The sequence below is a fragment of the Xanthobacter luteus genome, from assembly GCF_040049235.1.
GTDB lineage: Bacteria > Pseudomonadota > Alphaproteobacteria > Rhizobiales > Xanthobacteraceae > Xanthobacter.
This window is the reverse complement of sequence record NZ_JBDZDO010000001.1, coordinates 1,091,649-1,117,903: the sequence shown is the minus strand read 5'-3', so window position 1 is coordinate 1,117,903 and position 26,255 is coordinate 1,091,649. Positions and strand designations below refer to the sequence as shown.

Here is a 26,255-nt window from a genome sequence, read left to right as displayed (position 1 = left end):
ATTTTTTTGAAATTGGATCCATGGGCGCCCTTGTCGGTGCATCAAATCGACCGCAGGATCAAGCCTACACAAGCTCTAAATCGCGCTCATGCCATGGTGAACGAATGACTGCCGATAAATCAGCTATCGAAGGCGTCTCGCTTTTTTCGATAACCCCGGTCGGCGACGATGGATCCATCGATTTCAACCAATGGGCGCGACATATTGATTTCGCCATTGGGGCCGGAATCCACACGATAACGCTCTTCGGCAGCACCGGCGCGAACGGATACTTTACCGAGGGCGAGAAGCAGGAGGCCCTCACCAAGGTGGCGGCGCACGTGGCGGGCCGCGTGCCCGTGATGTTCGGCATCGGCGCGATGACCACCGCCGAGAGCGTGCGGCTTGCCGCGTTCGCGTCCGCCAACGGCGCCGATGCGGTGCTGGTCGTTCCGCTGAATTATTGGAAGCCCACCGAGGAAGAGCTGCTCGACCATTATGCGGCCGTGGGCGAGGCGAGCCAAATACCGGTCTGGGTCTACAACAATCCCGGCCTTGCCGGCATCGATCTCAAGCCCGACTTCATGGCCAAGGTCTCCGCGCGCGTCCCCAACATTGTCGGCATGAAGGACAGTTCCGGCGACCTCACCCGCGTGTGGACCGTTCCGCGGATGAGCGAAGGGCGGGTGAAGGTCGGGCTCGGCCAGGACACCCTCGCGCTGGAGCCGGTCATGGGGCCCGCGCCGGCCTGGTTTACGGGCCTTGCGAACTTCTGTCCGGCGGAATGCGTCGCGTTCTGGAACGCCGCGAAGGGCGGCGACGCCGCCGCCGCGTTCGCGCTGAGCCAGCGGCTCTTCGAGGTCAGCGAGATCGGCGGGCGCTACGGGATCATCCGGGTTGCCCATACGGGCCTCGAGCTCATCGGGCGCGATCTCGGCGGACCGCGGCGCCCGCTGGCGAAACTGACCGGCGCCGCGAAAGCGGAGCTTGCCGCCGCGATCGCGCGCGCCGGCATTGCCTGACGTCTTACCTCTTCTCGCAAAGGGAACCAGGATATGAGCTCGATCAAGCGCACGGCGCGCGCTCTGACCAAAACGGCCGTCGCCGCCCTGGCCTTCGGCCTCGTGTCCGGCCTGGCCCAGGCGGAACCCATCAACTGGCGCCTCACGACCTTCTCGCCGGAGGGCAACGCGGACTTTCGCGAATGCGTCGCGCCCTTCATCCGCAATGTCGAGAAGCTGACCAGCGGCCAGATCAAGATCCAGGCGTTCGGCGCCGGCATTCTCGCCCCCGCATTCGAAACCGCCAAGGCGGTCCAGAACGGCATCGCCGATGCCGGGATCTACTTTCCCGCCTTCATGGTCAATGAGGACCCCGCCAACGCCTTCCTCGCGGGGCTTCCCGGCGGGATGCCGGCCGACGCGACCATGGCCTGGATCTTCTATGGCGGCGGTCGGCAGCTGTGGGAGAATTTCCGCCGCGAGAAGATGGGCCTTCACCCGGTGGTCGCCTGCATCGGGCCGACCGAGGTCTTCGCCCATGCGCACAAGCCGCTGACCAAGGCGGAGGACTTCAAGGGCCTGAAGATCCGAACCACCGGCGCCTGGGCCGCCATCCTGAAAGACTATTTCGGCGCCTCCCCGGTGACGCTGCCGGGCGGAGAGATCTTCACCGCGCTCGACCGCAAGGTGATCGACGCGACGGAGTACGTCACCCCCAGCATCAATTATGCGACGGGGCTGCAGAACATCGCGAAGTACGTGATGGTTCCAGGCATCCACCAGCCCACCTATGTCTATGAGTTCATGGTCAAGACCGAGACCTGGGACAAGCTGCCGGCCGATCTCAAGGAGAAGCTGGTGCTGGCCGGGCAGCTGACGATGATCGAAGGGCTCATGAAGCTGTCGGTCGACGACATCGACACCATCGCCAAGATGAAGGCGGAGGGCAAGAACGTGTTCCTTTCGCCCGAGCCGAGCCTGGTCGAAGCGGTGAAGAAATACGGCCGCGAGTGGGCCATGAAGACCGCGAAGAAGCAGGCCGACAGCGGCAATACCTGGATGGAGAAGTTCGCGAACTCCTATTACCCCTTCCAGGACAAATGGGTGGCGGCCGCCGACATCCGCGTCGTGAACCAGTAGGCCGGCCGAGCGGGGCACCGGGGAGCGCGGTCATGAAGCAGATCGTCGACGTGATCGATTGGACATCGGCCGCCCTCGCCCGGATCGTCATGGCGGTGGTCGTCGTCCTGGTCGCGGTGATGATCTTCGAGGTGATCATGCGCCGCTTCCTGAATGCCCCGACCGTGTGGGCCTTCGATCTTTCGTACATGCTCAACGGATGCATCTTCATCGGCGCATCCAGCTACGCGCTCATGAAGAACGAGCATGTGCGCGTCACGTTCCTGTCCCAGAACATTCCGGCGCGCGCGCGCCATCTCATCGACGCCGCCTTCTACATTCTCCTCCTCCTGCCCGCGCTCGGCTTCCTGGCCCATGCGTCGGTCGGGCAGGCCGTGGACGCCTATGTGGAGGGGACGGTGGAGCGCGTCAGCGTCTGGGCCCCGCCGCTCTGGCCCTTCTACGCCGGCATCGCGGTCGGCGTGTGCAGTCTCTGGCTTCAGGTTCTCGCCGAAACCCTGAAAGCACTCGCGGCGGTCTGGAGCGAACCGTCAGCGGCCGGCGCGCTCACGCCATCCTCCAACCCCAGAGGCTGAGACATGCAGGGCTTGTTGCCTGTGTTGATGTTCCCTGCCTTGTTTGGCCTGATCTTTCTTGGTCTTCCGGTCGCGTTCTGCCTTCTGACGATGGGCATGCTGTTCGGGTACGCCGTATTCGGAAACAATATCGGGCTTCAGGTGCATGGAAGTCTGACAAACCTCGCGTCGAACTTCGTGCTCGTCGCCATTCCGCTGTTCATCTTCATGGGCGCCCTGCTGGAGCGCTCGCAGATCGCGGAAAATCTCTTAAAGGCGCTTCGGCTGCTGCTCGGGCGCTTCCCCGGCGGCCTGTCGGTGTCGACCATCCTGATCTGCGCCCTCTTCGCCGCCAGCTCGGGCGTGGTCGGCGCGGTCGAGATCCTCGTGGGCCTCATGGCGGTCCCTGCGATGGTCGCCGCCGGCTATAAGAAGGACCTGATCGCCGGATCGATCTGCGGCGGCGGGTCCCTGGGAACCATCATTCCGCCCTCGGTCATCGTCGTGATCTATGCCTCCATCGCCGACCTCTCCATCGGCGACCTGTTCGCGGGCATCCTCGTTCCCGGCCTGGTGATGACGGTTGGCTTCCTGGCCTACGTCGTCGTCCGATGCGTGGCGCACCCGCAGGACGGGCCGGCGATTTCCGAGGACGAACTGGACGACGTCAGCTTCCGGGACAAGATCTGGCTTCTGTTCACGGCGCTGCTGCCCTGCTTCGGGCTCATCCTGGCGGTGATCGGCAGCATCTTCGCCGGGGTCGCCTCGCCCTCGGAGGCGGCCGCGATCGGATCGGCCGGCGCCCTGGCCCTGACGCTCTGGTACGGGCAGTTCTCGAGGCGGTTGCTGTCCGAGGCGCTCGAGCGGACCGTGGCCATCACGGCGATGACGCTGATGATCATGCTCGGCGGCTCGCTGTTCACCAATGCCTTCATGGTCAACGGCGGCGGCGGGCTGGTGCGCGGCCTCCTGGCCAGCCTCGAGTTCGGCCCCGACGGAACGCTGTTCCTGTTCCTCGGTGTGATCTTCGTGCTCGGCTTCGTGCTCGATTGGGCATCGATCCTGCTGATCACCGTCCCGATCTTCAATCCGGTGGTGCTGTCGCTGGGCATCGACCCGGTGTGGTTCGCGGTCCTGGTGTGCGTCGTGCTGCAGACGTCGTACCTGACGCCGCCCATGGCGCCCTCCATCTTCTATCTGCAATCCATCGCCTCGCGCCTGATCTCCCTCGTGGAAATGTACCGCGGCGTCGTTCCCTTCATCCTGGTCCAGATGCTGACGCTCTTCCTGGTCTACCTGTTCCCCAGCCTCGCCACTTACATGCCGAAGGTTCTGTTCCGGCTGTGAGGAACCGGCGGGGTGCGGTTGGCGCGGAAATTGCTTCGGACAGGGCATGACCGGCAATGGCATGATTCCCCTCCGTCTGGAGCGCGCGAGCGAGATCTCCCTCCAGGAGCAGATCTACCGCGAAGTGCGCGGCGCGATCCTCGCCGGCACGCTCCGCGCCGGTGCCGGGTTGCCCTCGTCGCGCGATCTCGCCCAGTTCCTGGGCGTCTCGCGCAACACGGCGGTCCTGGCCTACAACCGGCTCGAGGAGGAGGGGTACATCTTCAAGCGGCAGGGCGCGGGGACCTTCGTCTCCGAGGCGGTTCCGGAAGCCAGTGCCAGCGCGCCCGCCCCGCAGGACCGGGTTGCCGTCGCCGAGGCGAGCGGCGGCGACCGCGAGCCGAGGGAGCGGCGGGTCCGGCATCCTTCGGTCCTGCTGCGCCCCGGCAGGCTGCGCATGGCGCAGTCGGGGCCCAGCACCCTGCAGGTCGACTTCTGGTATGGGGGCACGAACTGGCGGCACTTCCCGCTGCGCGAGTGGCGTCAGATCCTGACCGAGAACCTCTCCCGCACCAGCGCCAATGTTTCGCACTATGGTCCGCCCGAGGGCATTCTGGAGCTCCGCGAGGCGATCGCTGCCCATATCTCTGTCACCCGGGCGGCGTCGGTCAGCGCCGATCAGGTCATCGTCACCGCCGGCGCGCAGGAGGGTCTGAACCTGATCAGCCGCCTGTTCGTCCAGCCTTCGATCCGCATCGCCGTGGAGGACCCCTGCTATCTCGGCGCGGCGCTCGTGTTCCGCAGTTATGGCGCTTCGCTCTTCGCCATTCCGGTGGACCAGCATGGCATGCAAACAGCCCTGCTGCAGGGCTCGGGCGCGACGCTGATCTACGTCACGCCTTCGCACCAGTTTCCCACCGGCGTCACCATGACCCGCGCCCGCCGCACGGAGCTCCTGGACTGGGCGGAGCAGAACGGCGCCTACATCATCGAGGACGACTACGACAGCGACTTTCGCTACGACGGCCCGCCTCTGCCCTCTTTGGCGGGCCTGAGAAACAACACTTCGGTCATCTATCTCGGCACCTTCTCGAAATCGATCGGCTCGGGGCTGCGGACCGGCTACCTGATCGTTCCGAAGCATCTGGTCGATGCCGCCCGCCGCGCCAAGGGTCTGGCCAATTATGGGCATCCCTGGGTGGAGCAGATCTTCCTTTCCGAATTCCTGCGCGGCGGCGGATTTGCGCGGCATGTGCGGCGCAATCGGCAGCAATACGCGCAATCGCGGGCGGCGCTTCTGGAGGCCCTCGCCGAGCGGTTCGGCGACGTGCAGATTTCCGGCGCCGAGGCGGGCATGCACATCATGTGGCAGATGCCGGAGCATTTTCCTCTGGCGGAGGATGTCTGCCGCATCGCCGCCGGCGAAGGCGTCGGGGTCTATACGCTGTCGGCCGCGGGCGCCTACGAGACGCTGTGCGCGCACCCGCGCAGCCTCATCCTCGGCTACGCGACGCTGACGCCCGAGGGGGTCCGAAGCGGCATCGCCAAGCTGAAGTCCGCCCTCGTCCACGAGATTCCCGGCATCGACGGCCGGCGTCCCACGCAGCGGATTTCCAGGCCGAGCGACGCCAGCCTCTGAAGGCTGGTCCACCGCAGCGGCGTCGCGATCCGGACCATCAGGGCTTGTTGTGGAAGCCGAAGCGCCCCACCACCGTCTGGCGCACGAGGCCGCTCAGCGATCCCTCCATCAGAAGCGCGATGCCGAGCCGCGCGCCGAGCGCCATGCCGGCAACGGCGAGCGGCCACGACAGCGCGAACAGGGAGCCGGCCGTGAGGCCTTGGCCGATGGTGCATCCGCCGCACAGGATGCCGCCGGAGCCCATGAGCACGGCCCCGAGCAGGTGGCGCTTCATCTCGCGCGGGTCGTCGAATGCCTCCCAGCGCAGCTCGTCGGCGAGGCGCGCGGCAAGGAAGGCGCCCAGCGCCACGCCGACCACGCTGCCGGCGCCGAACTCGGCGAGGCTCGACTGCTCGAACAGGACGCCGAATAGGGTCCGCGCCACCGGCGACACGAAGGTGAGGCTCTGAGGTGTGCCGGAATGGGCGAACTCGTCCACCAGCAGGGTCGTGGCGAGCCATCCGCCGACCACGCCGAGGCCGAGCAGCACGCCCGCCGTCATCAGCCGGCCCGCGCGGCGCAGCCGGCGATCGGCCAGGGCGGGAACCACCAGCCCCACGCCGAGGCAGGCGGTAAGAATCGCCCTGAGGTCATGGCCCGTGAGCCACCCCAGCAGCGAGGGCAGATCCGACCTCGTGCCGGCCGGCAGCGCCACGGCGATCCGTTCCAGGCCATCGACGCGGATGGTGGCGAAGATTCCCCTTAGCGTGGCGTAGGCGACGGCGCCGAAGACGAGCAGGACGACGAGGCTGCGCAGGTCGCCCGAGCCGAGACGCACGAGGGAGCCGAAAGCGCAAGTTCCCACCAGCGCCATGCCGAGGCCGAACAGGATGCCGCCCGCCAGGATGCCCAGCCAGGGCAAGGCCGTGGTCACGTAATTGGTCCGCTCGGGGTCGAAGATGCCGGCGAGGGCGAGGATCTGCGTTCCGATCAGGGCAATGCCCAGGGCGAGGGCGAAAACCTTCATCCGACGCCAGTCGCTCCCGACCATGGCGTCCTCCATGGCGCCGAAGGTGCATAGGCGCGCGCGGAACACGGCAAAGCCGGCCGGCCCGCCGACCGCCAGGCCCGCGAGCGCGGTCCACCAGGGGCTCGAAATGTCCACGCGCGCCTCCTCCCTGAGACGGCCAGAGCGGAACTTTTGGTGTCCCGTCGCCAGCCCGGCGCCTGTCGCTGAAGTCACTCTCGTCCTGAACGCTCGGCTCCGCAATACATGTCATAGATCACCGAGATCACCCGGCGGACGTCCTCGTTGGCGAGGCTGTAATAGATCGTCTTGCCGTCGCGCCGCGTGGCGACCAGGTCGTCGAGCCGCAGGCGCGCCAGTTGCTGGGAGACCGTGGGCTGGCGCAGGGACAGAATGTTCTCGAGCTCGGTGACCGAGCGCTCGCCCTCCGCCAGCAGGCACAAAAGCAGCAGCCGGTTCTCGTGGGAGAGGGCCTTGAGGAAGTCGCTCGCCTTGCGGGCGTTGCGCATCAGGCGGTCGAGCTCGGGCGAGATTTCTGGCCCCTCCCGGAGCTCGTCTTCAAGTCGCTTGGAAACGATCGCCATGAGTGAACCTTCTCCTCCCGCAGCGCCGCCTCACGGCTGAGCACTCGCCATCCCGTTCGTGATCGCGCCCAGCAATCCCCAGAACGCCTCGTCGGAAGCATAGCCTGTAATGCGCCCGACTTCGCGATCGTGATCCACGAGCACGAAGGTGGGCGAGAAGCGCACGGGAGACGCCAACGCCACGCCGGCGGGCAACCCCAGCCCGAGGTCGACGCGCCGCAGCGGCGCGCGGCGGCCTTCGTCGGTCTTCTCATAGATCGGCGCCACCTCATGGTCGAACTTCAGGCAGTAGACGCAGCCCTTGCGTTCGAACATCAGCAGTTCGCCGGCCAAAGCGGGGCGCGGCGCGAGGACGGCGGGGGACAAGAAGACCGCGGCCAGAATCAGTCCAGCGAAAGCCCGCATGAATTTAAAGTCCTGCCGTGGATTCGGGGAGACATATTATCGCATTCGCATATATCATGAAGAGGACCAATCCGCGCACCGGAATCGACGCGGAACACGATGATCGGGGAGGAGCATGTTCCTGGACGTCAGCCTCGCAGGGGCTTTCCTTGCCGGCCTCCTGTCGTTCGCCTCGCCGTGCGTGCTGCCGCTGGTGCCGGCCTATCTCGGTTTCCTCGCCGGCACGGCGGGGGACAGCGCCGAGGGATCCGCGGCGGCGCGGCGCCGGAGCGTCTTTCCGGCCGCGGTGCTGTTCGTGCTCGGCTTCGCCTCGGTCTTCGTGCTGCTCGGCGCCACCGCTTCCTCGCTCGGCAAGGAATTGTTGCAGCACATCGAGGTGCTGACGCTGATCTCGGGCGGGTTGCTGATCGTGTTCGGGCTGCATCTGGCCGGCCTGGTGCGCATTCCGCTGCTCTATCGCCAGGCGAAGCTCGAGCCGGGGAGGCGGCCGACAGGCCTGATCGGCCCCTATGTGGTCGGGCTCGCCTTCGGCTTTGGCTGGTCGCCCTGCGTCGGGCCCGTGCTGGCGGCCATCCTGCTCGTGGCCGGCGCCGAGGCGTCGGTGGGCCGGGGCATGGCGCTGCTGGCGGTCTACGCCGCGGGCATCGGCATCCCGTTCCTCATCGCGGCGGCGTTCACCGAGCGCTTCCTCGTCTGGGCGCAGGCGGCGCGCCGCCGGCTCGGCCTCGTCGAGAAGGTGGCGGGCGGGCTGCTCATTCTCACCGGCATCGCCTTCATCACCGGCTTCATGCCGCAAATCGCCCAATGGCTGCTCGACGCGGTCCCGAGCCTCGGCACCATCGGCTAGGATAGGGAGGACGTTCGTCCCATGGATGATACCTGCATGCAGAGCCGGAGAGGCTTTCTCCGCTCCGGCGCCGGTCTCGGCGCCGTCGCCCTTGTGCCGGGTCAGGCCGCCGCCAAGGCGCGCCTCGGCGATGACGGCCTCTATACCCAGGACTGGTATGTGGAGGGCTTCCTCGATCTGCCCGAGGACTTCGCCGCGGCCCGCGCCAAGGGGCGCACCTTCGCCCTCCAATGGAGCCAGCGCGGGTGCATCTACTGCAAGGAGCTGCACACCGCCTATTTCGCCGATCCGGCCATCGAGGCGCCGATCAAGGACGCGTTCGACATCGTCCATCTGGATCTGTTCGGGGCGCGGGAGGTGACGTTTCTCGACGGCGCGCGCCTGAGCGAGAAGGCGCTGGGCCAGCGCGAGAGGGTCCGCGCCACGCCGACCTTCCAGTTCTTCGCCGAGGTGAACGGGGCGCCCAAGGAGGTGGCGCGCATGCCGGGCCTGCTGCCGCGCAAGGAATTTTCCGCCCTGTTCCGCTACGTGGCGGAGGGCGCATACCGGGACGGGCCGTTCGACGCCTGGCTTGCCCGCCAAAGCGCCGGCAAGGGCTGAGGCACAGGGGGGCCGGAGCCCCCCTGCGCGTGGTTCCTACCTGGTTCCTGCGTGGTTCCTACTTGGCCGGCTTGTTCACCGGCGATTCGGGATCGAACAGATAGGCGACCACATCCTTGATCTGCTGCTCGCTCAGGACGCCGTTGTGACCGAAGCGCGGCATGGATGAACAGGCGAACGCGGCCTGAGGATTGAAGATCCTGGCATAGGCGGTCTTGGCATCCTCGGGCGAATACTTGCGGTCCGCGCCGTAATTGGTGAGCGAGGGACCGAGGGTGCCGTAGCTCACCTCCTTTGGATCCATCTGGTGGCAGGCATAGCAATTGCCGCCGCTCACCGTGCCGGGCGGGTCGGAGAACTGCCCGCCGCGTCCGTTCTGGGCCACCTTGGCGCCCGCCTTCCAATCGCCAAGCAGCTTGCCGTCCGCTGGGAACACCACGGTCTTGGTCTCGCGCGCAAGGATGGCGTCCGCCTGCGCGGCGGAAGGCTGGTTGCGGGTCTGCGAGCAGACCATCATGGTCTCGTCCTGGACCAGGCGCGCCGCCCAGCCTTCGGGCAGCTTGGTGAAGCTTTCCCTCACCACCTTGTCCACCATCGCCTGCGGCGCGGGCGGGATCTGCTGGGCGAGAGCGAGGGACGGGACGATCAGGGCCGCCGCGGCGGCCATCCGTATGATCTTCATTGGTTTCCTCCCCTCAGCGCTTGATCGAGGGCACGTTGAGTTCGGCCCCGTTGGCTTGTCTGTTCAGGAACAGCGAGAGGGCGGTGACCGCCTCGGACGCATAATCGGGCGCCGGCATGCGCATCTGCCGGTAGCAGTCCCACATGCGGTGCTGCATGGTGCGCAGCGCGCTCTGGGAGACCCGGTAGGTGGGCCAGGAACTCATGGTCGCCTTGGCGTCCTTGCCGGGCACGTCGAGCTGCGGCAGCCCCTGGAGGCGGATGCGCTTGCCGGGCTCGGCATGGCAGGTCTGGCACGAGAAGTCGTTGATGGACGAGCGGCGGAAGAACAGGGCCTCGCCGAGGGCGTAGGCCTCGCGTTCCTTGGGATCGTCCAGCGCCACGTCGATCTTCATGCCGTTCGACTTGTTGGCGATGAAGGCGACGAGGTCCTGCATGTCGGAGCCCCGTCCGGGGCCGGAGAAGGGCTTCGCCTTGAACGGCTTGGTGTCGAGACCCTGGATCTTCTCCATGCACCACAGCAGGCGCTGCTCCAGGTCCATCACCTGGTCAGCGTCCTTGAAGTAGCGCGGCAATCGCACGAAGGCGCCTTCGAGCTTGCCGGGGCCCACGCCCAGATCGCAGGTCTCCAGCGAGACGTTGTTGGCGCCCCGCTTCTCAGCCCACAACGCCTCGCCGCGATCGACGGCGAGGTAGCCGGGATTGGCCATGGGGTCGTTGATCATCGCGCGATAGCGCTCGATCTCCTTCTCGCTCGGATCCTCCTGGGCCCTGGCACCGACCAGGGGCACGAGCGCCAGCGCGAGAGCGCATAGGCAGGTGAATAATGTGGCCTTGGGTCGCATAGATCCTCCACGTGACGACGTTCCGCCGCTCCAAGGCTTTCTGCAGAAGCCCTTGGGAAGAGCGGTGGTGTGCCCCGACCGCGCCCGCCTGCGAGAGGCGGCGGCGATCACCTGACGGGAGACACTTTACATTCAAAAAATTCGATATCACAATATGTGAAATTGATCGGCGGCGTTTATCGCTCTCCCGCGCTCCCGCTGACCGAAAAAACGTCAAAGGCCCTTGCTCTCGACGGGGTCGCCCCAGGAGGAAACGTATGTCGCCATACCTCGACGCCACTCTTCTCGCCTCGCGGCGCCGCGCCCTCAAGATCGCCGGGCTCGCGGCGCTCACCGCCGCGCTCGCCCCGCGCATGCTGCTCGCCAGCGAGGCGCAGGTCGCGGACGAGCTGAAGAAGCTCTTCGGCGGCAAGGCGATGGGAGAGGGCAAAATCAAGCTCGATCTGCCGGAGATCGCCGAGAACGGTCTCGTCGTGCCCATCACCGTCGACGTGGAAAGCCCCATGACCGAGGCGGATTTCGTCAAGTCCGTCCATGTCTTTGCCGATGGCAATCCGCTGCCCCAGGTGGTCACCTACCGGTTCACGCCGGAGAGCGGGAAGGCGTCCGCCTCCACCCGCATGCGCCTCGCCCAGACCCAGAACGTGATCGCCGTGGCGGAGATGTCCAACGGCGCGCTTTACTCCGCCAAGGCGCAGGTGAAGGTCACCATCGGCGGCTGCGGCGGCTGACGGCCCCGCGACGTCTCAAAGCACAAGAACAGATTGGGAGGGCGCGTCTGGCGTCCCCGTTCGGAAACCGGAGGAAACGATGGCCATCAAGTCGCAGCCGCGCGTGCGCGTTCCCGCCCAAGCCAAGGTGGGCGAGATCATTGAGATCAAGACGCTGATTTCCCACGAGATGGAGAGCGGCCAGCGGAAGGACTCCGCGGGCAAGACCGTGCCGCGCGACATCATCAACACCTTCCAGGCCGCCTTCAACGGCAAGCCGTTCTTCACGGCGGAATGGTTCCCGTCGATCTCGGCGAACCCTTACCAGTCCCTGTTCTTCAGGGCCAAGGAGAGCGGCGAGTTCACCTTCAGCTGGAAGGACGACGCCGGGGCCGAGCAGAAGGCCACCGCCAAGCTCACCGTCGCTTGAGGGCAGGCCTGCAATACGTTTGTTCATGAGGCGCGGGGCGGATGTACTGCCGGATCGCACGGCGATCCGGCAAACGGCCGCGCCATGACTTGGGAAAGCACGGTCATCATGATCTCAAGGCGCGATTTTCTGTCCGCCGGAACGGCGCTCGCGGGGCTGCTCGCGGCGTCGGGAACGGGGCTGGCGCAGGCGGTGCGGGCGCAGGCGCTCACCCAGGCCGACCTGCTGAAGTTCGGCCGGCCGGGCACGGTGACGATTCTGCACCTCACCGACATCCACGCCCAGCTGGTTCCGCTCTATTTCCGCGAGCCGTCGATAAATCTCGGCGTCGGCGAGGCGCGGGGCGTGCCGCCGCACCTCACCGACATGGCGTTCCTCTCCTATTTCGGCCTGAAGCCGGGCACGTCCGACGCCTATGCGCTCACCGCGGAGGACTTCACCGCGCTGGCCCGCACCTACGGGCGGATGGGCGGGGCGGACCGCATCGCCACTTTGGTGAAGGCGATCCGCGCCGAGCGGGGGGCCGACAAGGTGCTTCTGCTCGACGGCGGCGACGGGCTGCAGGGCTCCTGGTCCTCGCTCAAGACCAAGGGCGAGGACATGGTGAAAGTGTTCTCCGCCCTCGGCCTAGAGGCCATGGTGGGACACTGGGAGTTCACCTACGGCGCCGACCGGGTGACGGAGATCAAAGAGAAGGCGCCATTCGCCTTCCTTGCCCAGAACGTGCGCTCGGCCGAATGGCAGGAGCCGGTCTTCGAGGCGGCGAAGACCTTCGAGAAGGGCGGCGCGAAGATCGCGGTCATCGGCCAGGCCTTTCCGCGCACCCCCATCTCAAACCCGCGCTGGATGATCCCGGACTGGGAGTTCGGCATCCGCGAAGAGGATATGCAAAAACAGGTGGACGCGGCCCGCGCCGGCGGCGCCGACGTGGTGGTGGTGCTCTCCCACAATGGCTTCGACGTGGACCGCAAGATGGCGTCCCGCGTCACCGGCATCGACGTGATCCTCACCGCCCATACCCATGACGCCATGCCGCGGGTGGTGGAGGTGGGCCGGACGGTGCTGGTGGCCACCGGCTCGCACGGCAAGTTCCTGTCCCGCCTCGACCTCGACGTGAAGGACAGGAAGGTTGCGGGCTACAGGTTCCAGCTGATCCCGGTGTTCTCCGACGCCGTCGCGCCCGATCCCGAGATGACAAAGCTCGTCGCCGACATCCGCGCGCCCTATGCCAAGGATCTCGCCCGCGAGGTCGGCCGGGCCGACAGCCTTCTCTATCGCCGCGGCAATTTCAACGGCACGTTCGATGACATGATCTGCGACGCGATCATGAAGGAGCGGGACGCCGAGATCGCCCTCTCGCCGGGCTTCCGCTGGGGCGGCACGCTGCTGCCGGGCGACCCCATCACCTTCGATGCCATCGCCAACGCCACCGCCATCACTTATCCCGCCTGCTACCGCACCACCATGACCGGCAAGCAGCTGAAGGACGTGCTGGAGGACGTGGCCGACAACATCTTCCATCCCGATCCCTATTTCCAGGGCGGCGGCGACATGGTGCGCGTCGGCGGGGTGGGCTACGCCATCGACGTGTCGAAGGGCACCGGCCAGCGCATCTCCGATCTCACCTTCCTGAAAACCGGCAAGCCGCTCGAGGCCGACAAGGCCTATGCGGTCGCCGGCTGGGCCTCCGTCGCCCAGAACGTGGAAGGGCCGCCGGTATGGGAACTGGTGGAGCGCTACGTGGCCGACGTGAAGACGGTGAAGATCGCCCCCAATGCCTCGGTGAAGGTGAGTGGGGCCTGAGACCGGTCTGGCGCACCAAGGCGTTGCCCTGTCTTGGTTTTCCGTATATATTCAAATCTGCGAATAAAAGAATATCAGGGAGGACGCCATGTCCGAATCACAGCTGCCCCGGACGGACCGCGCCACCGGCGCGGTGCCGCCCCTGTCCCGGCGGCGTTTCCTCAACTTGGCCGGCCTGGGTGCGGGGGCTGCCGCGGCGGGGGCCGGCTCGGCGTTCGCCGGTCCCGCGCCGGGCGCGCCGGACCCCAACATCGTGCCGGTCCCCGACTGGACCAAGTCCCTCGGCGCGCCGGTCAACGCCAACCCCTACGGCAAGCCCTCGGTATTTGAGAAGGACGTGGTGCGACGGGAGGTGACCTGGCTCACCGCGAGCTCCGAGAGCTCGGTGAGCTTCACCCCGCTCTATGCGCTCGACAGCGTCATCACGCCCAACGGCCTGTGCTTCGTGCGCCATCACGGGGGCGAGGCGGAAATCGACCCGGACAAATACCGGCTGATGATCCACGGCATGGTGGACAAGCCGCTCGTGTTCACGGCGGAGGACATCAAGCGTATGCCCGGACGGGTGAACCGGGCCTACTTCCTGGAATGCGCCGCCAATTCCGGCATGGAATGGCGCGGCGCCCAGCTCAACGGCTGCCAGTTCACCCATGGCATGATCCACAACGTCTTCTACACCGGCGTGCCGCTGAAGACGCTGCTGGACATGGCCGGCGTCAGCCCGAAGGGCAAGTGGGTGCTGGCGGAGGGCGCGGACGCGGCGGTGATGACGCGGTCCATCCCGCTCGAGAAGGCCATGAAGGACTGTCTCGTCGCCTTCGCCATGAACGGGGAGGCGCTGAGGCCCGAGCAGGGCTATCCGGTGCGGCTCGTGGTGCCGGGCTGGGAAGGCAACATGTGGGTCAAGTGGCTGCGCCGCCTCAAGGTGGGAGACCAGCCCTGGCAGCAGCGCGAGGAGACGTCGAAATACACGGATCTTCTCGCCGACGGGCGCTCGCGCCGCTTCACCTTCGTGATGGACGCAAAATCGGTGGTGACGAGCCCGAGCCCGCAGGCGCCGTTGAAGCACAAGGGGCCGAATGTTCTGTCCGGCATCGCCTGGTCGGGACGCGGCACCATCACGCGGGTGGATGTCTCCCTCGATGGCGGGCGCAACTGGACCACCGCCCGCATCGACGGGCCGGCGATGCCCATGTCCATGACACGCTTCTATCTCGACTTCGATTGGGGCGGACAGGAGCTGATGGTGCAGTCCCGCGCCATGGACGACACCGGCTACGTCCAGCCCACCAAACAGCAACTGCGCGCCGTCCGCGGCACCAATTCCATCTATCACAACAATGGCATCCAGACCTGGCTGGTGCGCTCTAACGGGGAGACGGAAAATGTGGAAGTCGGCTGAGATGGTGCTCGCCGCCGCCGCGTTCGCCGGGATCCTCGCCACCGGCCCGGCGCTGGCTGACCCGACGTTGAAATCGGGCAAGACCCAGAGTGCCGAGAGCGGGGCGGCCAACATCCCGGCGCCGGCCGCTTCCGCCCGCGCCATCGCGCTCGGCCGTCCGGCTCTGCCGGAGGAGATCGCGGCCTGGAACATCGACGTGCGCGCCGACGGCGAGGGCCTGCCCGAAGGCAAGGGCTCGGTAAAGGACGGCGAGGAACTGTTCCTGCAGAACTGCGCCACCTGCCATGGCGAGTTCGGCGAAGGCGCCGGCCGCTGGCCGGTTCTCGCCGGAGGACGGGGCTCGCTGAAGTCGGAGCGGCCGGAAAAGACCATCGGCTCGTTCTGGCCCTACGCGTCGACGGCGTTCGACTATGTGCACCGCGCCATGCCGTTCGGCAGCAACCTGACCCTGACGGCAGACCAGACTTATGCCATCGTCGCGTATCTGCTGAACCTCAACGACCTCGTCCCCGAGAACTACGTGCTCTCCAAGGAGAACTTTCCCAAGGTGGATCTGCCCAACGAGGCGAACTTCTTCGACGACGACCGCGAGACCGCCGAGAAGGCTTTCTGGAAGAAGAATCCCTGCATGAAGGATTGCAGCGGCGAGGTGCATGTGACCGCCCGAGCCCAGATCCTCAATGTGACGCCCGACGGCGACGCCCCCAAGGGCAGCCTGGAATGACGCAGCGCTTGCGGCGCGCCCGGCCGAGGATGGCAGGCAGACAGCCGGCAACGGAAAGGACAAGGATCGTGAGAAACACCCTCAGCATCGCCCTCCTGATCGTCGGCGCCGCGGTCGCTCCGGCGCGGGCCGACGGGGACGTGGCCAAAGGCGAGACGTCGTTCAAGAAGTGCATGGCCTGCCATGCCATCGGCCCCGACGCGAAGCCGAAGGTCGGCCCGCCGCTGAACGGCATCGTCGGCGCCAAGTGGGCGCATTTCGAGGGCTACAGCTATTCCGCCGACATCAAGGACGGCGCCGCCGCCGGCAAGGTGTGGGACGAGGCGACGCTCGATGCCTATCTCACCAACCCCAAGGCGGTCGCGCCCAAGGGCAAGATGGCCTTCGCCGGCATCAAGAACGAGGACGAGCGCAAGGACCTCATCGCCTTTCTCGCCCAGTTCAAGGCGGACGGCTCGAAAAAATAGACCACGCGCCGGCTCCGTGCGCGGAAGGATAAAATTGGCGCAGCGAGAAAAATGGTGCTGTCGAAACATGCGGATTTCCAGGATGGGATCAGGAGAAGCGAAAAACGTTCGATAATAACAATCCCTGCATGAACAACTGCAATGGGGAGGTGAAGGTGATCAGCCGCGCGCGCATTTTCGACGCCACGACGGACGGCGAGCAGAAGGGCAATCTGGAGTGACCGCCCGACCCGCGCGGGCGCTCCTCGCCAGGGCGGTGCGTTCGCGCGCCGCCCTCTCGGCGTTTCTGGCGCCCTTTTTCATCGGTCCCGCCGACGCGAGCGCCTCGGGCGATCGCGAGTACGGCGCCTATCTCGCCTCGCAGTGCGTGACCTGCCACCAGGCGTCCGGCGCGACCGTGGGCGGCGTCCCGGCCATCGTCGCCTGGCCGGAGGACCAGTTCGTCGCGGTGCTCAACTCCTACCGCAAGAAAGAGCGGGACAACGAGGTGATGCGCACCATCGCCGCCACCTTGACCGAGGAAGAGATGGCCGCGCTCGCGGCCTATTTCGGCAGCCTGAAGCCCGCGGGCGGGCACTGAACGACCCCGCCCGCCGCCTTGCGCGGCCGCGGGCGGGCCCAAGCCGGCCGGGGGGCATTCCCGGCGCGCAGCAATGGAGCGCCGCAAAGGCGCCCGTACGGGAGGAGGAGTCCATGTTCAATTTCGGCCGCCGAGCCTTTCTCGGCACCTTGGCGCTCGCCGGCGCGGCGCCCGTCGCCGCCTCCGCGGCACAAAGCCTCAAGCTCGCCGACATCAAGAAGGAGGCGGACAATGCCTGCCTCTATCACTGCGACTTCGGCGATCCGCCACGCTTCGTGCAGATGCTCACCAATATCTCCAACCACTATTCGGCCTATGGCGCGGACCCGTTCGCGCTGCAACTCGCCGTGGTGGCGCACGGGCAGGGGGTGAAGTTCTTCCTGGAAAATCTCGACGGCACCACCTGGAAGGAAGAGGTGATGGTTCCGTCCATCTTCGAGAAGGTGGACGGCGTCGCCAAGAACGGGCTCAAGATCTACCTCTGCTCCATCACTTTCGAGCGCCTCAAGCTCGACAAGGAGAAGGTGCGCAAGGCGCCGTACATCGCCTTCGTGCCCTCGGGCGTCGCCACCGTCGGCGCGCTTCAGAACAAGGGCTTCGCCTACATCAAGATCGGCTGACAGGCCGGCACTGGGAGGAAACGACAATGACAAATCTGTCTCGTAGGCATTTCGTCGCCGGCGCGGGCACGCTCGCTTTCGCATCGACGCTCGGGGCTCCGGCGGTGCTCGGCCAGGCCAAGCCTCGGCTCGTGGTGGTGGGCGGCGGCCCGGGCGGCGCCACGGTGGCGCGCTACGTCGCCAAGGATTCCGGCGGCGCCGTGGACGTCACGCTGGTGGAGCCGGCGCCGAAGTTCGTCACCTGCTTCCACTCGAACCTCTATCTCGGCGGCTTCCGCTCCTTCGACAGCCTGGAGCACGGCTACGACAAGCTCGCCGCCCAGGGCGTGAAGATGGTGCGCCAGGCCGCCAAATCCATCGACCGGGACAAGAAGGAGGTGGTTCTGGCGGACGGCGCGCGCCTGCCGTACGACCGCCTCGTGCTCGCGCCGGGCATCGACCTCAAATACGATTCCGTGCCCGGCTGGTCGAAGGCGGCGGAGGAGGTCATGCCCCACGCCTGGAAGGCGGGGCCCCAGACCAAGCTGCTGAAAGCCAAGCTCGACGCGGTCCCGGATGGCGGCCTGATCGTCATGATCGCCCCGCCCAATCCCTATCGCTGCCCGCCCGGGCCCTATGAGCGGGTCTCCATGATGGCGCATGCGCTCAAGGCCTCGGGCCGCGGCAAGGCCAAGATCATCATCGTCGATCCCAAGGAGAAGTTCTCCAAGATGGGCCTGTTCCAGCAGGGCTGGGAGAGCCATTATCCCGGCATGGTCGAGTGGCTCGCGCCCACCATCAATGACGGCGTGAAGTCGGTGGACCCGAAGACCGGTACCGTCGTCACCGGCTTCGAGACCTACAAGAACGCCGCCCTGGTCAACGTCATCCCGGCGCAGATGGCCGGCGCCATCGCCCGCGACGCGGGGCTCGCCAACGCCTCCGGATTCTGCCCCATCGATCCGGAGAGCATGGCCTCGCAGATGGACCCCAACATCTTCGTGGTCGGCGATGCCGCCATCCCCGGCGACATGCCGAAGTCCGCATTCGCCGCCAACAGCCAGGCCAAGGTGGCGGCGATGGCGGCGCGCGCCGCGCTCACCGGCTCGAAGGCGTTCCCCGCGCGCTACGCCAACACCTGCTGGAGCCTCATCGACACCGACGACGCGGTGAAGGTGGGCGGGCGCTACGCCCCCGGCGAGGGCAAGATCAAGGAGGTGGAGGGCTTCATCTCCAAGACCGGCGAGAGCGCCGAGCTGCGCAAGCAGACCGAGCAGGAGAACATGGGCTGGTATGCGGGCATCACCGCCGACATCTGGGGCTGAGGATGCGGGGCGAAGGCGATGGGCATGCCGATCGCCTTCGCCCCGAGCAGCGAGCCGAGGAAGACGAGGACGGTCATCTCAGTCCGCCCCGGCCGGTTCGGCGCGCGGACGCCTCAGCCGAACCGGCCGGTGACGTAGGCGCGCGTGCGCTCCTCGGCCGGGTTGGTGAAGATGCGGTCGGTGACGTCGTATTCCACCATTTGCCCGAGATGCATGAAGGCGGTGAAATCGGAGATGCGCGCCGCCTGCTGCATGTTGTGGGTGACGATCATGATGGTGTAGGCGCCGCGCAACTCGTCCATCAACTCCTCGATCTTCGCGGTGGCGATGGGGTCGAGGGCCGAGGTCGGCTCGTCGAGCAGGATCAGCTCCGGCTCGGGGGCGAGCGTGCGGGCGATGCACAGGCGCTGCTGCTGGCCGCCGGACAGGCCGTAGGCGGATTCCTGCAGGCGGTCCTTCACCTCGTCCCACAGCGCCGCCTGACGCAGGGCGGCTTCCACCCGATGCCCGATCTCCGTCCGGTTGCGCAGGCCGCGCACATGAAGCCCCGCGGCGACGTTCTCATAGACCGATTTCGGGAACGGATTGGGCTTCTGGAACACCATGCCGATGCGCAGGCGCGCGAGCAGGGGGTCCACATCGGGCGCCACGATGTTGATCCCTTCCGGGTAGAGGATGATCTCGCCCTCGTAGCGGTTGCCCGGATAAAGATCGTGCATGCGGTTGAAGCAGCGCAGGAGCGTGGACTTGCCGCAGCCAGAGGGGCCGATGAGGGCGGTGACCTTGCCCTCGACGATGGGCAGCTCCACCGCCTTGAGCGCCTGGGTGTCGCCGTAGAAGAAATCAAGCTGGCGAACGGCCGCGCGCAGGGGGGCGGGCGCTTGGCCGGCCACGGCGTCCGACGCGGGGGGCACGGCGGTCATCGCGTTCTCCGAAAGGCCGGGCTGCCGCATCACCGCATGCCTCGGCGGATCTTGTAGCGCAGCCAGATGGCGACGGCGTTCATCATGAGCGTCATGGCGAGCAGGATGAGGCCGGTGGCGGCCGCGTTCACGTGGAACGCCGCCTGCGGGCGCGACACCCAGTTGAACATCTGGATCGGCATCACCGTGAAGGGCGAGCTGAGCCAGTGGAAATTGAGGAACGGAAAAGTGTCTTGCACCGGCGGCGGCGGCAGGAAGGCGATGAAGGTGAGGGCGCCGATGGTGATGATGGGCGCGGTCTCGCCGATCGCCCGGGACATGCCGACGATGGCGCCCGTGAGGATGCCGGGACGCGCCGCGGGCAGGATGTAGCCGCTCACGGTCTGCCACTGGTCGGCGCCGAGCGCATAGGCGCCCTCGCGGATCTCGAGCGGGATCGAGCGCACCGCCTCGCGGGTGGCGACGATGATGATGGGCAGGATGAGCAGCCCGAGCGTCATGCCGGCCACCAGGATGGTCTGGCCCATGGCGAAGGTCTGGACGAACAGGCCCAGGGCGAGGAGGCCGTAGATGATGGACGGCACGCCCGCGAGATTGGTGACGTTGATCTCGATGAGATGGGTGATCCAGTTGCGCGGCGCGTATTCCTCGAGATAGAGGCCCGCCGCGACGCCGAGCGGCACCGCCAGCGCCGTCGTCACCAGCATCACCAGCGTGGTGCCGACCCAGGCGGACAGGATGCCGGCATCCGCCGCGCGCCGGGAGGGAAAGCTGGTCAGGAAGTCGAGGTCGATGCGCCCGAGCCCGTCCACCATGAAGTCCACGATCAGCGACAGCAGCACGATCATGGTGAGGACGAGGACGCCGAGGCCGAGAACCGCGAAGCTGCGGTCGGACCGGTGGGCGCGGGCGATGATCTCGGCGTCCGAGCGGCGCCGGGTGAAGGGAGTGGCGCGCGGCTTCACGGGCATCTCCCTCAATAGACCTCGCGGTACTTCTGGCGCAGCCAGAAGGCGAGGATGTTGAAGGCGAAGGTCATGAGGAACAGCGTCATGCCGGCCGCGAAGATGGTGAGATAGGCAATCGAGCCGTGCGGCACGTCGCCGAGGCTGATCTGGACGATGTAAGCGGTGATGGTGGCGGCGCCCTCCAGCGGGTTGAGGGCGAGCTTGGCCTGCTGGCCGGCGGCGATGGCCACCACCATGGTCTCCCCCACCGCCCGCGACATGCCGAGGATGTAGGCCGCCGTCACCCCGGAGAAGGCGCCGGGGATCACCACCCGCGTCGCCGTCCGGAGCCGGGTGAAGCCGAGGGCATAGGCGCCCTCCCTCAGTTCCGTGGGAACCGCGCGCATGGCGTCCTCGCTCACCGAGACGATGTAGGGCAAGATCATGATGCCCATGACGACGCCGGGCACCAAGAGGTTGAAGCCGGCGAGCCCGGGGATGAAGATCTGGAAGATGGGCGTGAGGAACAACAGCGCGAAATAGCCGAAGGCCACGGTGGGCACGCCGGCGATCAGCTCGAGGAACGGCTTGATGGTCTCGCGCACCTGCGGCTGGGCAAACTCCGACAGGTAGATGGCGAGCACGGTTCCGGCGGGGATCGCGACCAGAAGGGCGATCAGCGAACTCACCAGGGTGCCGGACACCAGCGTCATGATGCCGAAATGCTTGTCCTGGAACACCGGCGTCCACTGGGTGTCGGTCAGGAAGTCGATGATCGACACCTGGGCGAAGAATGTGACGCTTTCGGACAACAGGACATAGACGATGCCGGCCGTGACCAGCACCGAGAGGGCCGCGCAGAGAAAGAGCACGACGCGCATGGTGTGGTCCACCACACGCCGCCGCGCGAGGAAGGCGGGCGAGACCGTCAGGCGCGGTCGTGCGGGCTTGCCTTGGACGGCCATGACTTCGATCAAGCTCTCGGTCGTGAGGGGGAGGACGCCAAACCGCCTCCCCCGGGGAATCGGATCCGCGCATCGCGCAGCGATCGGATCGGAGCCGACTCCCGCCTCGCAAATGGATGCCCTGGCGCGTCAGTAGACGAGCTTTTCCTTGACCAGGTCCTCGACCGACACGCCGACCTTCGAGCCGGTGAAGCCGGTGCCGATCTCGCGCTTCTTGAAGCGCTCCTGGAACGCCTTGAGCGCGGCCTCGGGGAGCGGCACATAGCCCACTTCCTTGACCAGCTCGACCGCGTTCTTGGGATTTTGATAGAATTCCACGAACTTGGCCACCTCGGGGCGGGTGTCCGCCGCCTTCTTGTTCACGTAGATGAAGATCGGGCGCGACAGCGGCTGGTACTTGCCGGTGCGGGCATTCTCCACCGAGGGTTCGACGGCGGGGGCAGCGTCGTTGAGCTTGATCTTCACGGCCTTCAGCTTGTTGTGGTTCTCCTCGTAGTAAGCGAGGCCGAAGAAGCCGAGCGCGTTCTGGTCACCGGCGACGCCCTGCACGAGCACGTTGTCGTCCTCGGAAGCGGTGAAGTCGCCGCGGCTGGAGTGCTCCTTGCCGACGATGGCGGCGGTGAAATAGTCGTACGTGCCCGAATCGACGCCCGGCCCGTAGAGCGTGATCGGACGGTCGGGATAGCTGTCGCGCACCTGCTTCCAATTGGTGATCTTGCCCTGGGCTTCGGGCTCCCAGATCTTCTTCAGGTCCGCAACCGTCATCTCGCCCGCCCAGGTGTTGGACGGGTGGACGATGACGGTGAGCGCGTCGAGCGCCACGGGCAGCTCGATATATTCGATGCCCGCTTCCTTGCAGGCTTTCTGCTCGCTCGCCGTGATGGGCCGCGAGGCGTTGGAGATGTCGGTCTCGCCGCGGCAGAACTTCTTGAAGCCGCCGCCGGTGCCGGCGATGCCGACCGTCACCTTGATGTCCTTGTTCGCCTTCTGGAACTCCTCGGCCATGGCCTCGGTCACGGGGAACACCGTGGACGAGCCGTCAGCCTTGACCAGCGCCTGGGCCGCCGCGCCATTGAGCGCCGCGCCGGCAGCGAGCAGCGCGAAGGCGCTCGCGAGAGTGATGATCTTCATGAGTTGGCGTCTCCCTGGACCATGTCGCCGGGGCTTCGAGCGCTCCCCCAGCTCGATGTGCTCTAGGCAAATTCCGTAACAATTTAATGACAAGCGGTGTATATCTGGCCATAAGACTGAATTAGAACGGATTTTTTCAATCTAAATACAGTGTATACGTTTCCGTTCAACGGCATCGTCTCTTGGTATTTTATAGCATTGCAGCCCCGTTCCCGTGTGGCAGACCAAAAACTGCCAGGCTTCACGCGGTCCCCGGGGGCGGTGATTTCTGTTCGAAATGCCTGCCAGACCGCGCCGCGCGCGTTGGGGGATCCGGAAAGTTCGCGATTCAACCGCGCCAAGGAAGCCGGTTTAGACGTCTTTGTTTCTATTGGTATCGACATATTGAAGGTTATATTGTCGTTGCGGAAGGGGGGCGGCGCGCAGGGTGTCACACGGGTGACATGATCGGCGTTTAGCGATATGTCCATTCCTATCGACATAATGACTCGTTAGGGAGCGGCCTGAAATGGACGCCGCAAGGGCACAAGGGAGGTCCGCCGTGAACCGCATAGCCGTGAGCCGCATTCTTGCCTTGACCGCCGCTGCTGCGTTCGCGGTCACTTCCATGGCCGTGCCCGCGCATGCGGCGGAGGTGCGGGGCGCCGGCTCCACCTTTGCCTATCCCATCATCTGGAAATGGGCGCAGGAGTTCCGCGAGCGCGCGGGCCACCTCGTCGGCTACCAGTCGGTGGGCTCGTCCGCCGGCATCAACCGCGTCAAGGACGGCGTGGTGGATTTCGGCGCGTCGGACAAGCCGCTGAAGCCGGAGGAACTGGAGAAATACGGCCTCGGCCAGTTCCCCATCGTGTTCGGCGGCGTCGTGCCGGTGTTCAATCTCGACGGTGTGGCGCCGGGTAAGCTCCGCTTCACCGGCGCCCTGCTGGCCGACATCTATCTCGGCAAGGTCGCCATCTGGTCGGATCCCGCCATCAAGGCGCTCAATCCCGATCTCAAGCTGCCCGATGCCCAGATCGCGGTGGTGCACCGCTCCGACGGATCGGGAACCACCTTCAACTGGGTGTCCTACCTCGCCAAGGCGAGCCCGGAATGGAAGCAGAAGGTGGGCGAGGGCAGCGCGGTGGCCTGGCCCGTGGGCACCGGCGCGCGCGGCAACGAGGGCGTGTCCACCGAGGTCAAGCGGGTCAAGAACGCCATCGGCTACGTGGAATACACCTATGTGGTGCAGGCGAAGCTTGCCTACGGCCTGGTGCAGAACCGCGCGGGCAAGTTCATCGCGCCGAGCGCCGCCTCGTTCCAGGCCGCGGCGCTGAGCTTCGATTGGGCGTCCGCAAAGGACTTCTTCGTCGTCATCAACGATTCCGCCGCCGAGGATGCCTATCCCATCGCGGCCACCACCTTCGCCCTCATGTACAAGGAGCCGAAGGTTCCCGCGAACAGCCAGGTCGCGTTCGAGTTCTGGCGCTTCGCCCTCGGCGAAGGCGAGAAATATGCCTCCGAACTCGGCTATGTTCCCTTGCCGGCCGTCCTGATCCAGCAGGTGAAGGACTATTGGGCGAAGACCTTCAAGGGCGGCGCCTGAGCGCCCCGACGGAATGCTCGAGGGAAGATTGCAGCGAGGCGAGATGGACGAGACGAAGCTGAGTGCGGAAGACGCCACGCGGATCTTCGATGCGCTGTCCCAGGGCACGCGCTTCGAAACGTATCGCCTCCTGCTGCGCTATGTGCCCTACGGCCTGCCGGCCGGCGACATCGCCCGCCTGCTGGCGGTGCCGCACAACACCATGTCCACCCATCTCGCCGTGCTGGAGCGCGCCGGCCTCGTCACGGCGCGGCGGGATGGCCGCTCCGTCCTCTATGCCGTCAATCTGTCGGCGGCGGGTCCCCTGTTGAGCCAGCTGATGGGGGAAATGGGCTTTGCCGTCTCGCCGCGGCGCGGCATCGGCGCCGCCGCCTTCCCGCAGCTGCGCCCCGCCGCCGCGAACGATCGCGTCTACAACGTGCTGCTCATCTGCTCGGCCAATTCGGCCCGATCCCTGATCGCCGAGGCGCTGCTCAACCGCGAGGGGCGAGGGCGCTTCCTGGCCCATTCGGCCGGCAGCCGGCCCAAGCGCAAGCCGCACCCCATGGCGCTCGATCTGCTCGCCCAGCTCGGCTACGACACGGCGCCCCTTGCTTCCAAGAGCTGGGACGCCTTCGCCGGGCCGGACGCGCCGCAGATGGATTTCGTCATCACCACCTGCGACGCGGCGGCGGGCGAGATCTGCCCGGCCTTTCCCGGCCATCCGCTCCACGCCCATTGGGGCCTGCCCGATCCGATCCTGGTGAAGGGAACCGAGGCGGAGCAGAAGGCGGCCTTCCTCGCCACCTATCGTCGGCTCGCCGCCCGCGTCTCCGCCTTCGTCAACCTGCCGTTCGAGCAGCTCGACCTCGCTTCGCTGAAGGAGCGCATCGGCGAGATCGGACGGATGGAGGGCGCGACGGACCTTACCCTTTCGGGGCTGGCCGCATGAGGACGCAAGCCGCCGCCGGACATCCGCGGGCCTGACGCCATCGCGCCGGGGCCGCCCCATTGGACGATCACAGGGAATGACGGTGCCATGAGAGTAGGGATCAACGGCCTCGGCCGCATCGGACGGCTGTCGCTGCGCGCGGCCATGGGGGCGGCGCACCGCCCGGACAACGACCCGCGCGGCAACAACCGGCTCGACATCGTCCATCTCAACGAGATCAAGGGCGGCGCCGAGGCCTGCGCCCACCTGCTCGAGTTCGACAGCGTGCAGGGCCGCTGGCGTGCGCCCATCTCCCATGACGAGGGCAGCGTGCGCATCGGGAACAAGGCCATGTCCTTCTCGTCCCACGCGGCTCCGGCGGACATCCCCTGGGGCGACCTCGGGGTGGATTTGGTGCTGGAATCCAGCGGCAAGTTCCTCACCCCGTCCGTGCTCGAAGGCCACCTGAAGCGCGGCGCCAAGCGCGTCATCGTCGCCGCGCCGGTGAAGGACCCCTCGGTGCTGAACGTGGTGGTGGGGGTGAACGAGCATCTCTACGACCGCGAGCGCCACCCCATCGTCACCGCCGCCTCCTGCACCACCAACTGCCTCGCCCCGGTGGTGAAGGTGGTGCACGAGAAGATCGGCATCCGGCACGGCCAGATCACCACCATCCACGATCCCACCAACACCAATGTGGTGGTGGACGCGCCCCACAAGGACCTGCGCCGCGCCCGCTCGGCCATGCTCTCGCTGCAGCCCACCACCACCGGCAGCGCCACCGCCATCGCCCTCATCTATCCCGAGCTGAAGGGCAAGCTGAACGGCCATGCGGTGCGCGCCCCCGTGCTCAATGCCTCGCTCACCGATTGCGTGTTCGAGCTGAACCGCGAGACCACGGCGCAGGAGGTGAACGCCCTGTTCGCCGAGGCCGCCGAAGGCGCTCTCAACGGCATCCTCGGCTTCGAGCCGCGTCCGCTGGTGTCGGCGGACTATGCGCGCGACACCCGCTCCGCCATCGTCGACGGGCCATCCACCCTCGTCACCGACGGCACCCTGCTCAAGGTCTATGCCTGGTACGACAACGAGATGGGCTATGCCTGCCGCATGGTGGACCTCGCCTGCCACCTAGAACAGGCGGGGCTGTGAG

The 26,255-nt window shown here is 66.5% G+C and carries 28 protein-coding genes; 19 read left to right on the top strand and 9 right to left on the bottom strand.

The features are described 5' to 3' along the window. The first annotated feature begins 20 nt into the window (after positions 1 to 20). The 5 genes from ABLE88_RS05445 to pdxR are packed head-to-tail and all read left to right on the top strand — an operon-like array spanning position 21 to position 5,639. Positions 21 to 1,001: a dihydrodipicolinate synthase family protein gene (locus ABLE88_RS05445; RefSeq protein ID WP_348830426.1), complete on the top strand. Its 981-nt coding sequence runs from the start codon at positions 21 to 23 to the stop codon at positions 999 to 1,001. Positions 1,002 to 1,034: 33 nt separating this feature from the next. Then, the gene (dctP, locus tag ABLE88_RS05440; RefSeq protein ID WP_348830425.1) at positions 1,035 to 2,120 is read left to right on the top strand and encodes a TRAP transporter substrate-binding protein DctP; all 1,086 of its coding nucleotides are present in this window, start codon (positions 1,035 to 1,037) and stop codon (positions 2,118 to 2,120) included. Positions 2,121 to 2,152: 32 nt separating this feature from the next. Then, entirely contained in the window at positions 2,153 to 2,695 is a 543-nt protein-coding gene (locus ABLE88_RS05435) for a TRAP transporter small permease subunit (RefSeq protein WP_348830424.1), read from the top strand. Between the two features lie 3 nt (positions 2,696 to 2,698). Then, positions 2,699 to 4,021 (top strand): TRAP transporter large permease, encoded by a 1,323-nt coding sequence (locus tag ABLE88_RS05430; protein WP_348830423.1) that lies wholly within the window; start codon positions 2,699 to 2,701, stop codon positions 4,019 to 4,021. Positions 4,022 to 4,067: 46 nt separating this feature from the next. Beyond that, positions 4,068 to 5,639: a MocR-like pyridoxine biosynthesis transcription factor PdxR gene (gene pdxR / locus ABLE88_RS05425; RefSeq protein WP_348830422.1), complete on the top strand. Its 1,572-nt coding sequence runs from the start codon at positions 4,068 to 4,070 to the stop codon at positions 5,637 to 5,639. A 37-nt stretch (positions 5,640 to 5,676) separates the two neighbouring features. Here the strand turns inward: pdxR and ABLE88_RS05420 are convergent, their stop codons facing one another. The 3 genes from ABLE88_RS05420 to ABLE88_RS05410 all read right to left on the bottom strand — a co-directional run bounded on the left by ABLE88_RS05420 (position 5,677) and on the right by ABLE88_RS05410 (position 7,634). Next, positions 5,677 to 6,783, bottom strand: a complete 1,107-nt coding sequence (locus tag ABLE88_RS05420) for a YeeE/YedE family protein (protein ID WP_348830421.1) — start codon at positions 6,781 to 6,783, stop codon at positions 5,677 to 5,679. Positions 6,784 to 6,857: 74 nt separating this feature from the next. Further along, a complete protein-coding gene (locus ABLE88_RS05415; RefSeq protein WP_348830420.1) occupies positions 6,858 to 7,229 on the bottom strand; it encodes an ArsR/SmtB family transcription factor in 372 nt (123 codons plus the stop codon). A gap of 30 nt (positions 7,230 to 7,259) precedes the next feature. After that, on the bottom strand, positions 7,260 to 7,634 hold the full coding sequence (locus tag ABLE88_RS05410; RefSeq protein ID WP_348830419.1) for a thioredoxin fold domain-containing protein: 375 nt from the start codon (positions 7,632 to 7,634) through the stop codon (positions 7,260 to 7,262). A 115-nt stretch (positions 7,635 to 7,749) separates the two neighbouring features. On the opposite strand from ABLE88_RS05410, the gene ABLE88_RS05405 reads away from it, so the two are divergent. Together ABLE88_RS05405 and ABLE88_RS05400 are read left to right on the top strand one after the other, a co-directional pair. Continuing rightward, positions 7,750 to 8,481, top strand: a complete 732-nt coding sequence (locus ABLE88_RS05405; RefSeq protein WP_348830418.1) for a cytochrome c biogenesis CcdA family protein — start codon at positions 7,750 to 7,752, stop codon at positions 8,479 to 8,481. A 21-nt stretch (positions 8,482 to 8,502) separates the two neighbouring features. Beyond that, positions 8,503 to 9,081, top strand: coding sequence for a SoxW family protein (locus tag ABLE88_RS05400; RefSeq protein WP_348830417.1), 579 nt, complete (start codon positions 8,503 to 8,505; stop codon positions 9,079 to 9,081). Between the two features lie 58 nt (positions 9,082 to 9,139). On the opposite strand, the gene soxX is transcribed toward ABLE88_RS05400, so the two are convergent. Together soxX and soxA are read right to left on the bottom strand one after the other, a co-directional pair. Beyond that, positions 9,140 to 9,763 (bottom strand): sulfur oxidation c-type cytochrome SoxX, encoded by a 624-nt coding sequence (gene soxX, locus ABLE88_RS05395; RefSeq protein WP_348830416.1) that lies wholly within the window; start codon positions 9,761 to 9,763, stop codon positions 9,140 to 9,142. Positions 9,764 to 9,776: 13 nt separating this feature from the next. Further along, positions 9,777 to 10,607, bottom strand: a complete 831-nt coding sequence (soxA, locus tag ABLE88_RS05390) for a sulfur oxidation c-type cytochrome SoxA (RefSeq protein WP_348830415.1) — start codon at positions 10,605 to 10,607, stop codon at positions 9,777 to 9,779. 257 nt (positions 10,608 to 10,864) lie between these two features. Between soxA and soxY the strand changes: the two genes are divergently transcribed. From soxY to ABLE88_RS05345, 9 genes are all read left to right on the top strand, one after another. Continuing rightward, on the top strand, positions 10,865 to 11,338 hold the full coding sequence (soxY, locus tag ABLE88_RS05385; RefSeq protein WP_348830414.1) for a thiosulfate oxidation carrier protein SoxY: 474 nt from the start codon (positions 10,865 to 10,867) through the stop codon (positions 11,336 to 11,338). Positions 11,339 to 11,417: 79 nt separating this feature from the next. Further along, positions 11,418 to 11,747 (top strand): thiosulfate oxidation carrier complex protein SoxZ, encoded by a 330-nt coding sequence (gene soxZ, locus ABLE88_RS05380; protein ID WP_348830413.1) that lies wholly within the window; start codon positions 11,418 to 11,420, stop codon positions 11,745 to 11,747. Between the two features lie 108 nt (positions 11,748 to 11,855). Beyond that, on the top strand, positions 11,856 to 13,550 hold the full coding sequence (gene soxB, locus ABLE88_RS05375; protein WP_348830412.1) for a thiosulfohydrolase SoxB: 1,695 nt from the start codon (positions 11,856 to 11,858) through the stop codon (positions 13,548 to 13,550). 88 nt (positions 13,551 to 13,638) lie between these two features. Continuing rightward, the gene (gene soxC, locus ABLE88_RS05370) at positions 13,639 to 14,952 is read left to right on the top strand and encodes a sulfite dehydrogenase (RefSeq protein WP_348830411.1); all 1,314 of its coding nucleotides are present in this window, start codon (positions 13,639 to 13,641) and stop codon (positions 14,950 to 14,952) included. Continuing rightward, the gene (locus ABLE88_RS05365; RefSeq protein WP_348830410.1) at positions 14,936 to 15,676 is read left to right on the top strand and encodes a c-type cytochrome; all 741 of its coding nucleotides are present in this window, start codon (positions 14,936 to 14,938) and stop codon (positions 15,674 to 15,676) included. Before soxC ends, ABLE88_RS05365 begins: the two co-directional genes overlap by 17 nt. A 68-nt stretch (positions 15,677 to 15,744) precedes the next feature. Continuing rightward, positions 15,745 to 16,143 (top strand): c-type cytochrome, encoded by a 399-nt coding sequence (locus tag ABLE88_RS05360; protein WP_348830409.1) that lies wholly within the window; start codon positions 15,745 to 15,747, stop codon positions 16,141 to 16,143. Between the two features lie 217 nt (positions 16,144 to 16,360). Further along, positions 16,361 to 16,723 (top strand): c-type cytochrome, encoded by a 363-nt coding sequence (locus tag ABLE88_RS05355; protein WP_348830408.1) that lies wholly within the window; start codon positions 16,361 to 16,363, stop codon positions 16,721 to 16,723. Between the two features lie 113 nt (positions 16,724 to 16,836). Continuing rightward, the gene (locus ABLE88_RS05350) at positions 16,837 to 17,343 is read left to right on the top strand and encodes a DsrE family protein (RefSeq protein ID WP_348830407.1); all 507 of its coding nucleotides are present in this window, start codon (positions 16,837 to 16,839) and stop codon (positions 17,341 to 17,343) included. Positions 17,344 to 17,369: 26 nt separating this feature from the next. Then, entirely contained in the window at positions 17,370 to 18,647 is a 1,278-nt protein-coding gene (locus ABLE88_RS05345; protein WP_348830406.1) for an FCSD flavin-binding domain-containing protein, read from the top strand. A gap of 113 nt (positions 18,648 to 18,760) precedes the next feature. On the opposite strand, the gene pstB is transcribed toward ABLE88_RS05345, so the two are convergent. The 4 genes from pstB to ABLE88_RS05325 all read right to left on the bottom strand — a co-directional run bounded on the left by pstB (position 18,761) and on the right by ABLE88_RS05325 (position 22,613). Next, the gene (pstB, locus tag ABLE88_RS05340) at positions 18,761 to 19,570 is read right to left on the bottom strand and encodes a phosphate ABC transporter ATP-binding protein PstB (protein WP_348830405.1); all 810 of its coding nucleotides are present in this window, start codon (positions 19,568 to 19,570) and stop codon (positions 18,761 to 18,763) included. Positions 19,571 to 19,599: 29 nt separating this feature from the next. Further along, entirely contained in the window at positions 19,600 to 20,535 is a 936-nt protein-coding gene (pstA, locus tag ABLE88_RS05335) for a phosphate ABC transporter permease PstA (protein ID WP_510182851.1), read from the bottom strand. A gap of 11 nt (positions 20,536 to 20,546) precedes the next feature. Further along, positions 20,547 to 21,482: a phosphate ABC transporter permease subunit PstC gene (gene pstC, locus ABLE88_RS05330; protein WP_348830403.1), complete on the bottom strand. Its 936-nt coding sequence runs from the start codon at positions 21,480 to 21,482 to the stop codon at positions 20,547 to 20,549. A gap of 129 nt (positions 21,483 to 21,611) precedes the next feature. Continuing rightward, positions 21,612 to 22,613, bottom strand: a complete 1,002-nt coding sequence (locus ABLE88_RS05325; protein WP_348830402.1) for a PstS family phosphate ABC transporter substrate-binding protein — start codon at positions 22,611 to 22,613, stop codon at positions 21,612 to 21,614. Positions 22,614 to 23,169: 556 nt separating this feature from the next. Here ABLE88_RS05325 and pstS point away from each other — a divergent pair. The 3 genes from pstS (at position 23,170) to ABLE88_RS05310 (ending at position 26,254) form a co-directional block, all read left to right on the top strand. Continuing rightward, a complete protein-coding gene (gene pstS / locus ABLE88_RS05320; protein WP_510182872.1) occupies positions 23,170 to 24,195 on the top strand; it encodes a phosphate ABC transporter substrate-binding protein PstS in 1,026 nt (341 codons plus the stop codon). Between the two features lie 43 nt (positions 24,196 to 24,238). Then, positions 24,239 to 25,126 (top strand): metalloregulator ArsR/SmtB family transcription factor, encoded by an 888-nt coding sequence (locus tag ABLE88_RS05315; RefSeq protein WP_348830401.1) that lies wholly within the window; start codon positions 24,239 to 24,241, stop codon positions 25,124 to 25,126. 87 nt (positions 25,127 to 25,213) lie between these two features. Beyond that, complete coding sequence (locus tag ABLE88_RS05310) at positions 25,214 to 26,254, top strand: ArsJ-associated glyceraldehyde-3-phosphate dehydrogenase (RefSeq protein ID WP_348830400.1); 1,041 nt, start codon at positions 25,214 to 25,216, stop codon at positions 26,252 to 26,254. The last annotated feature ends 1 nt before the right edge of the window (position 26,255 follow it).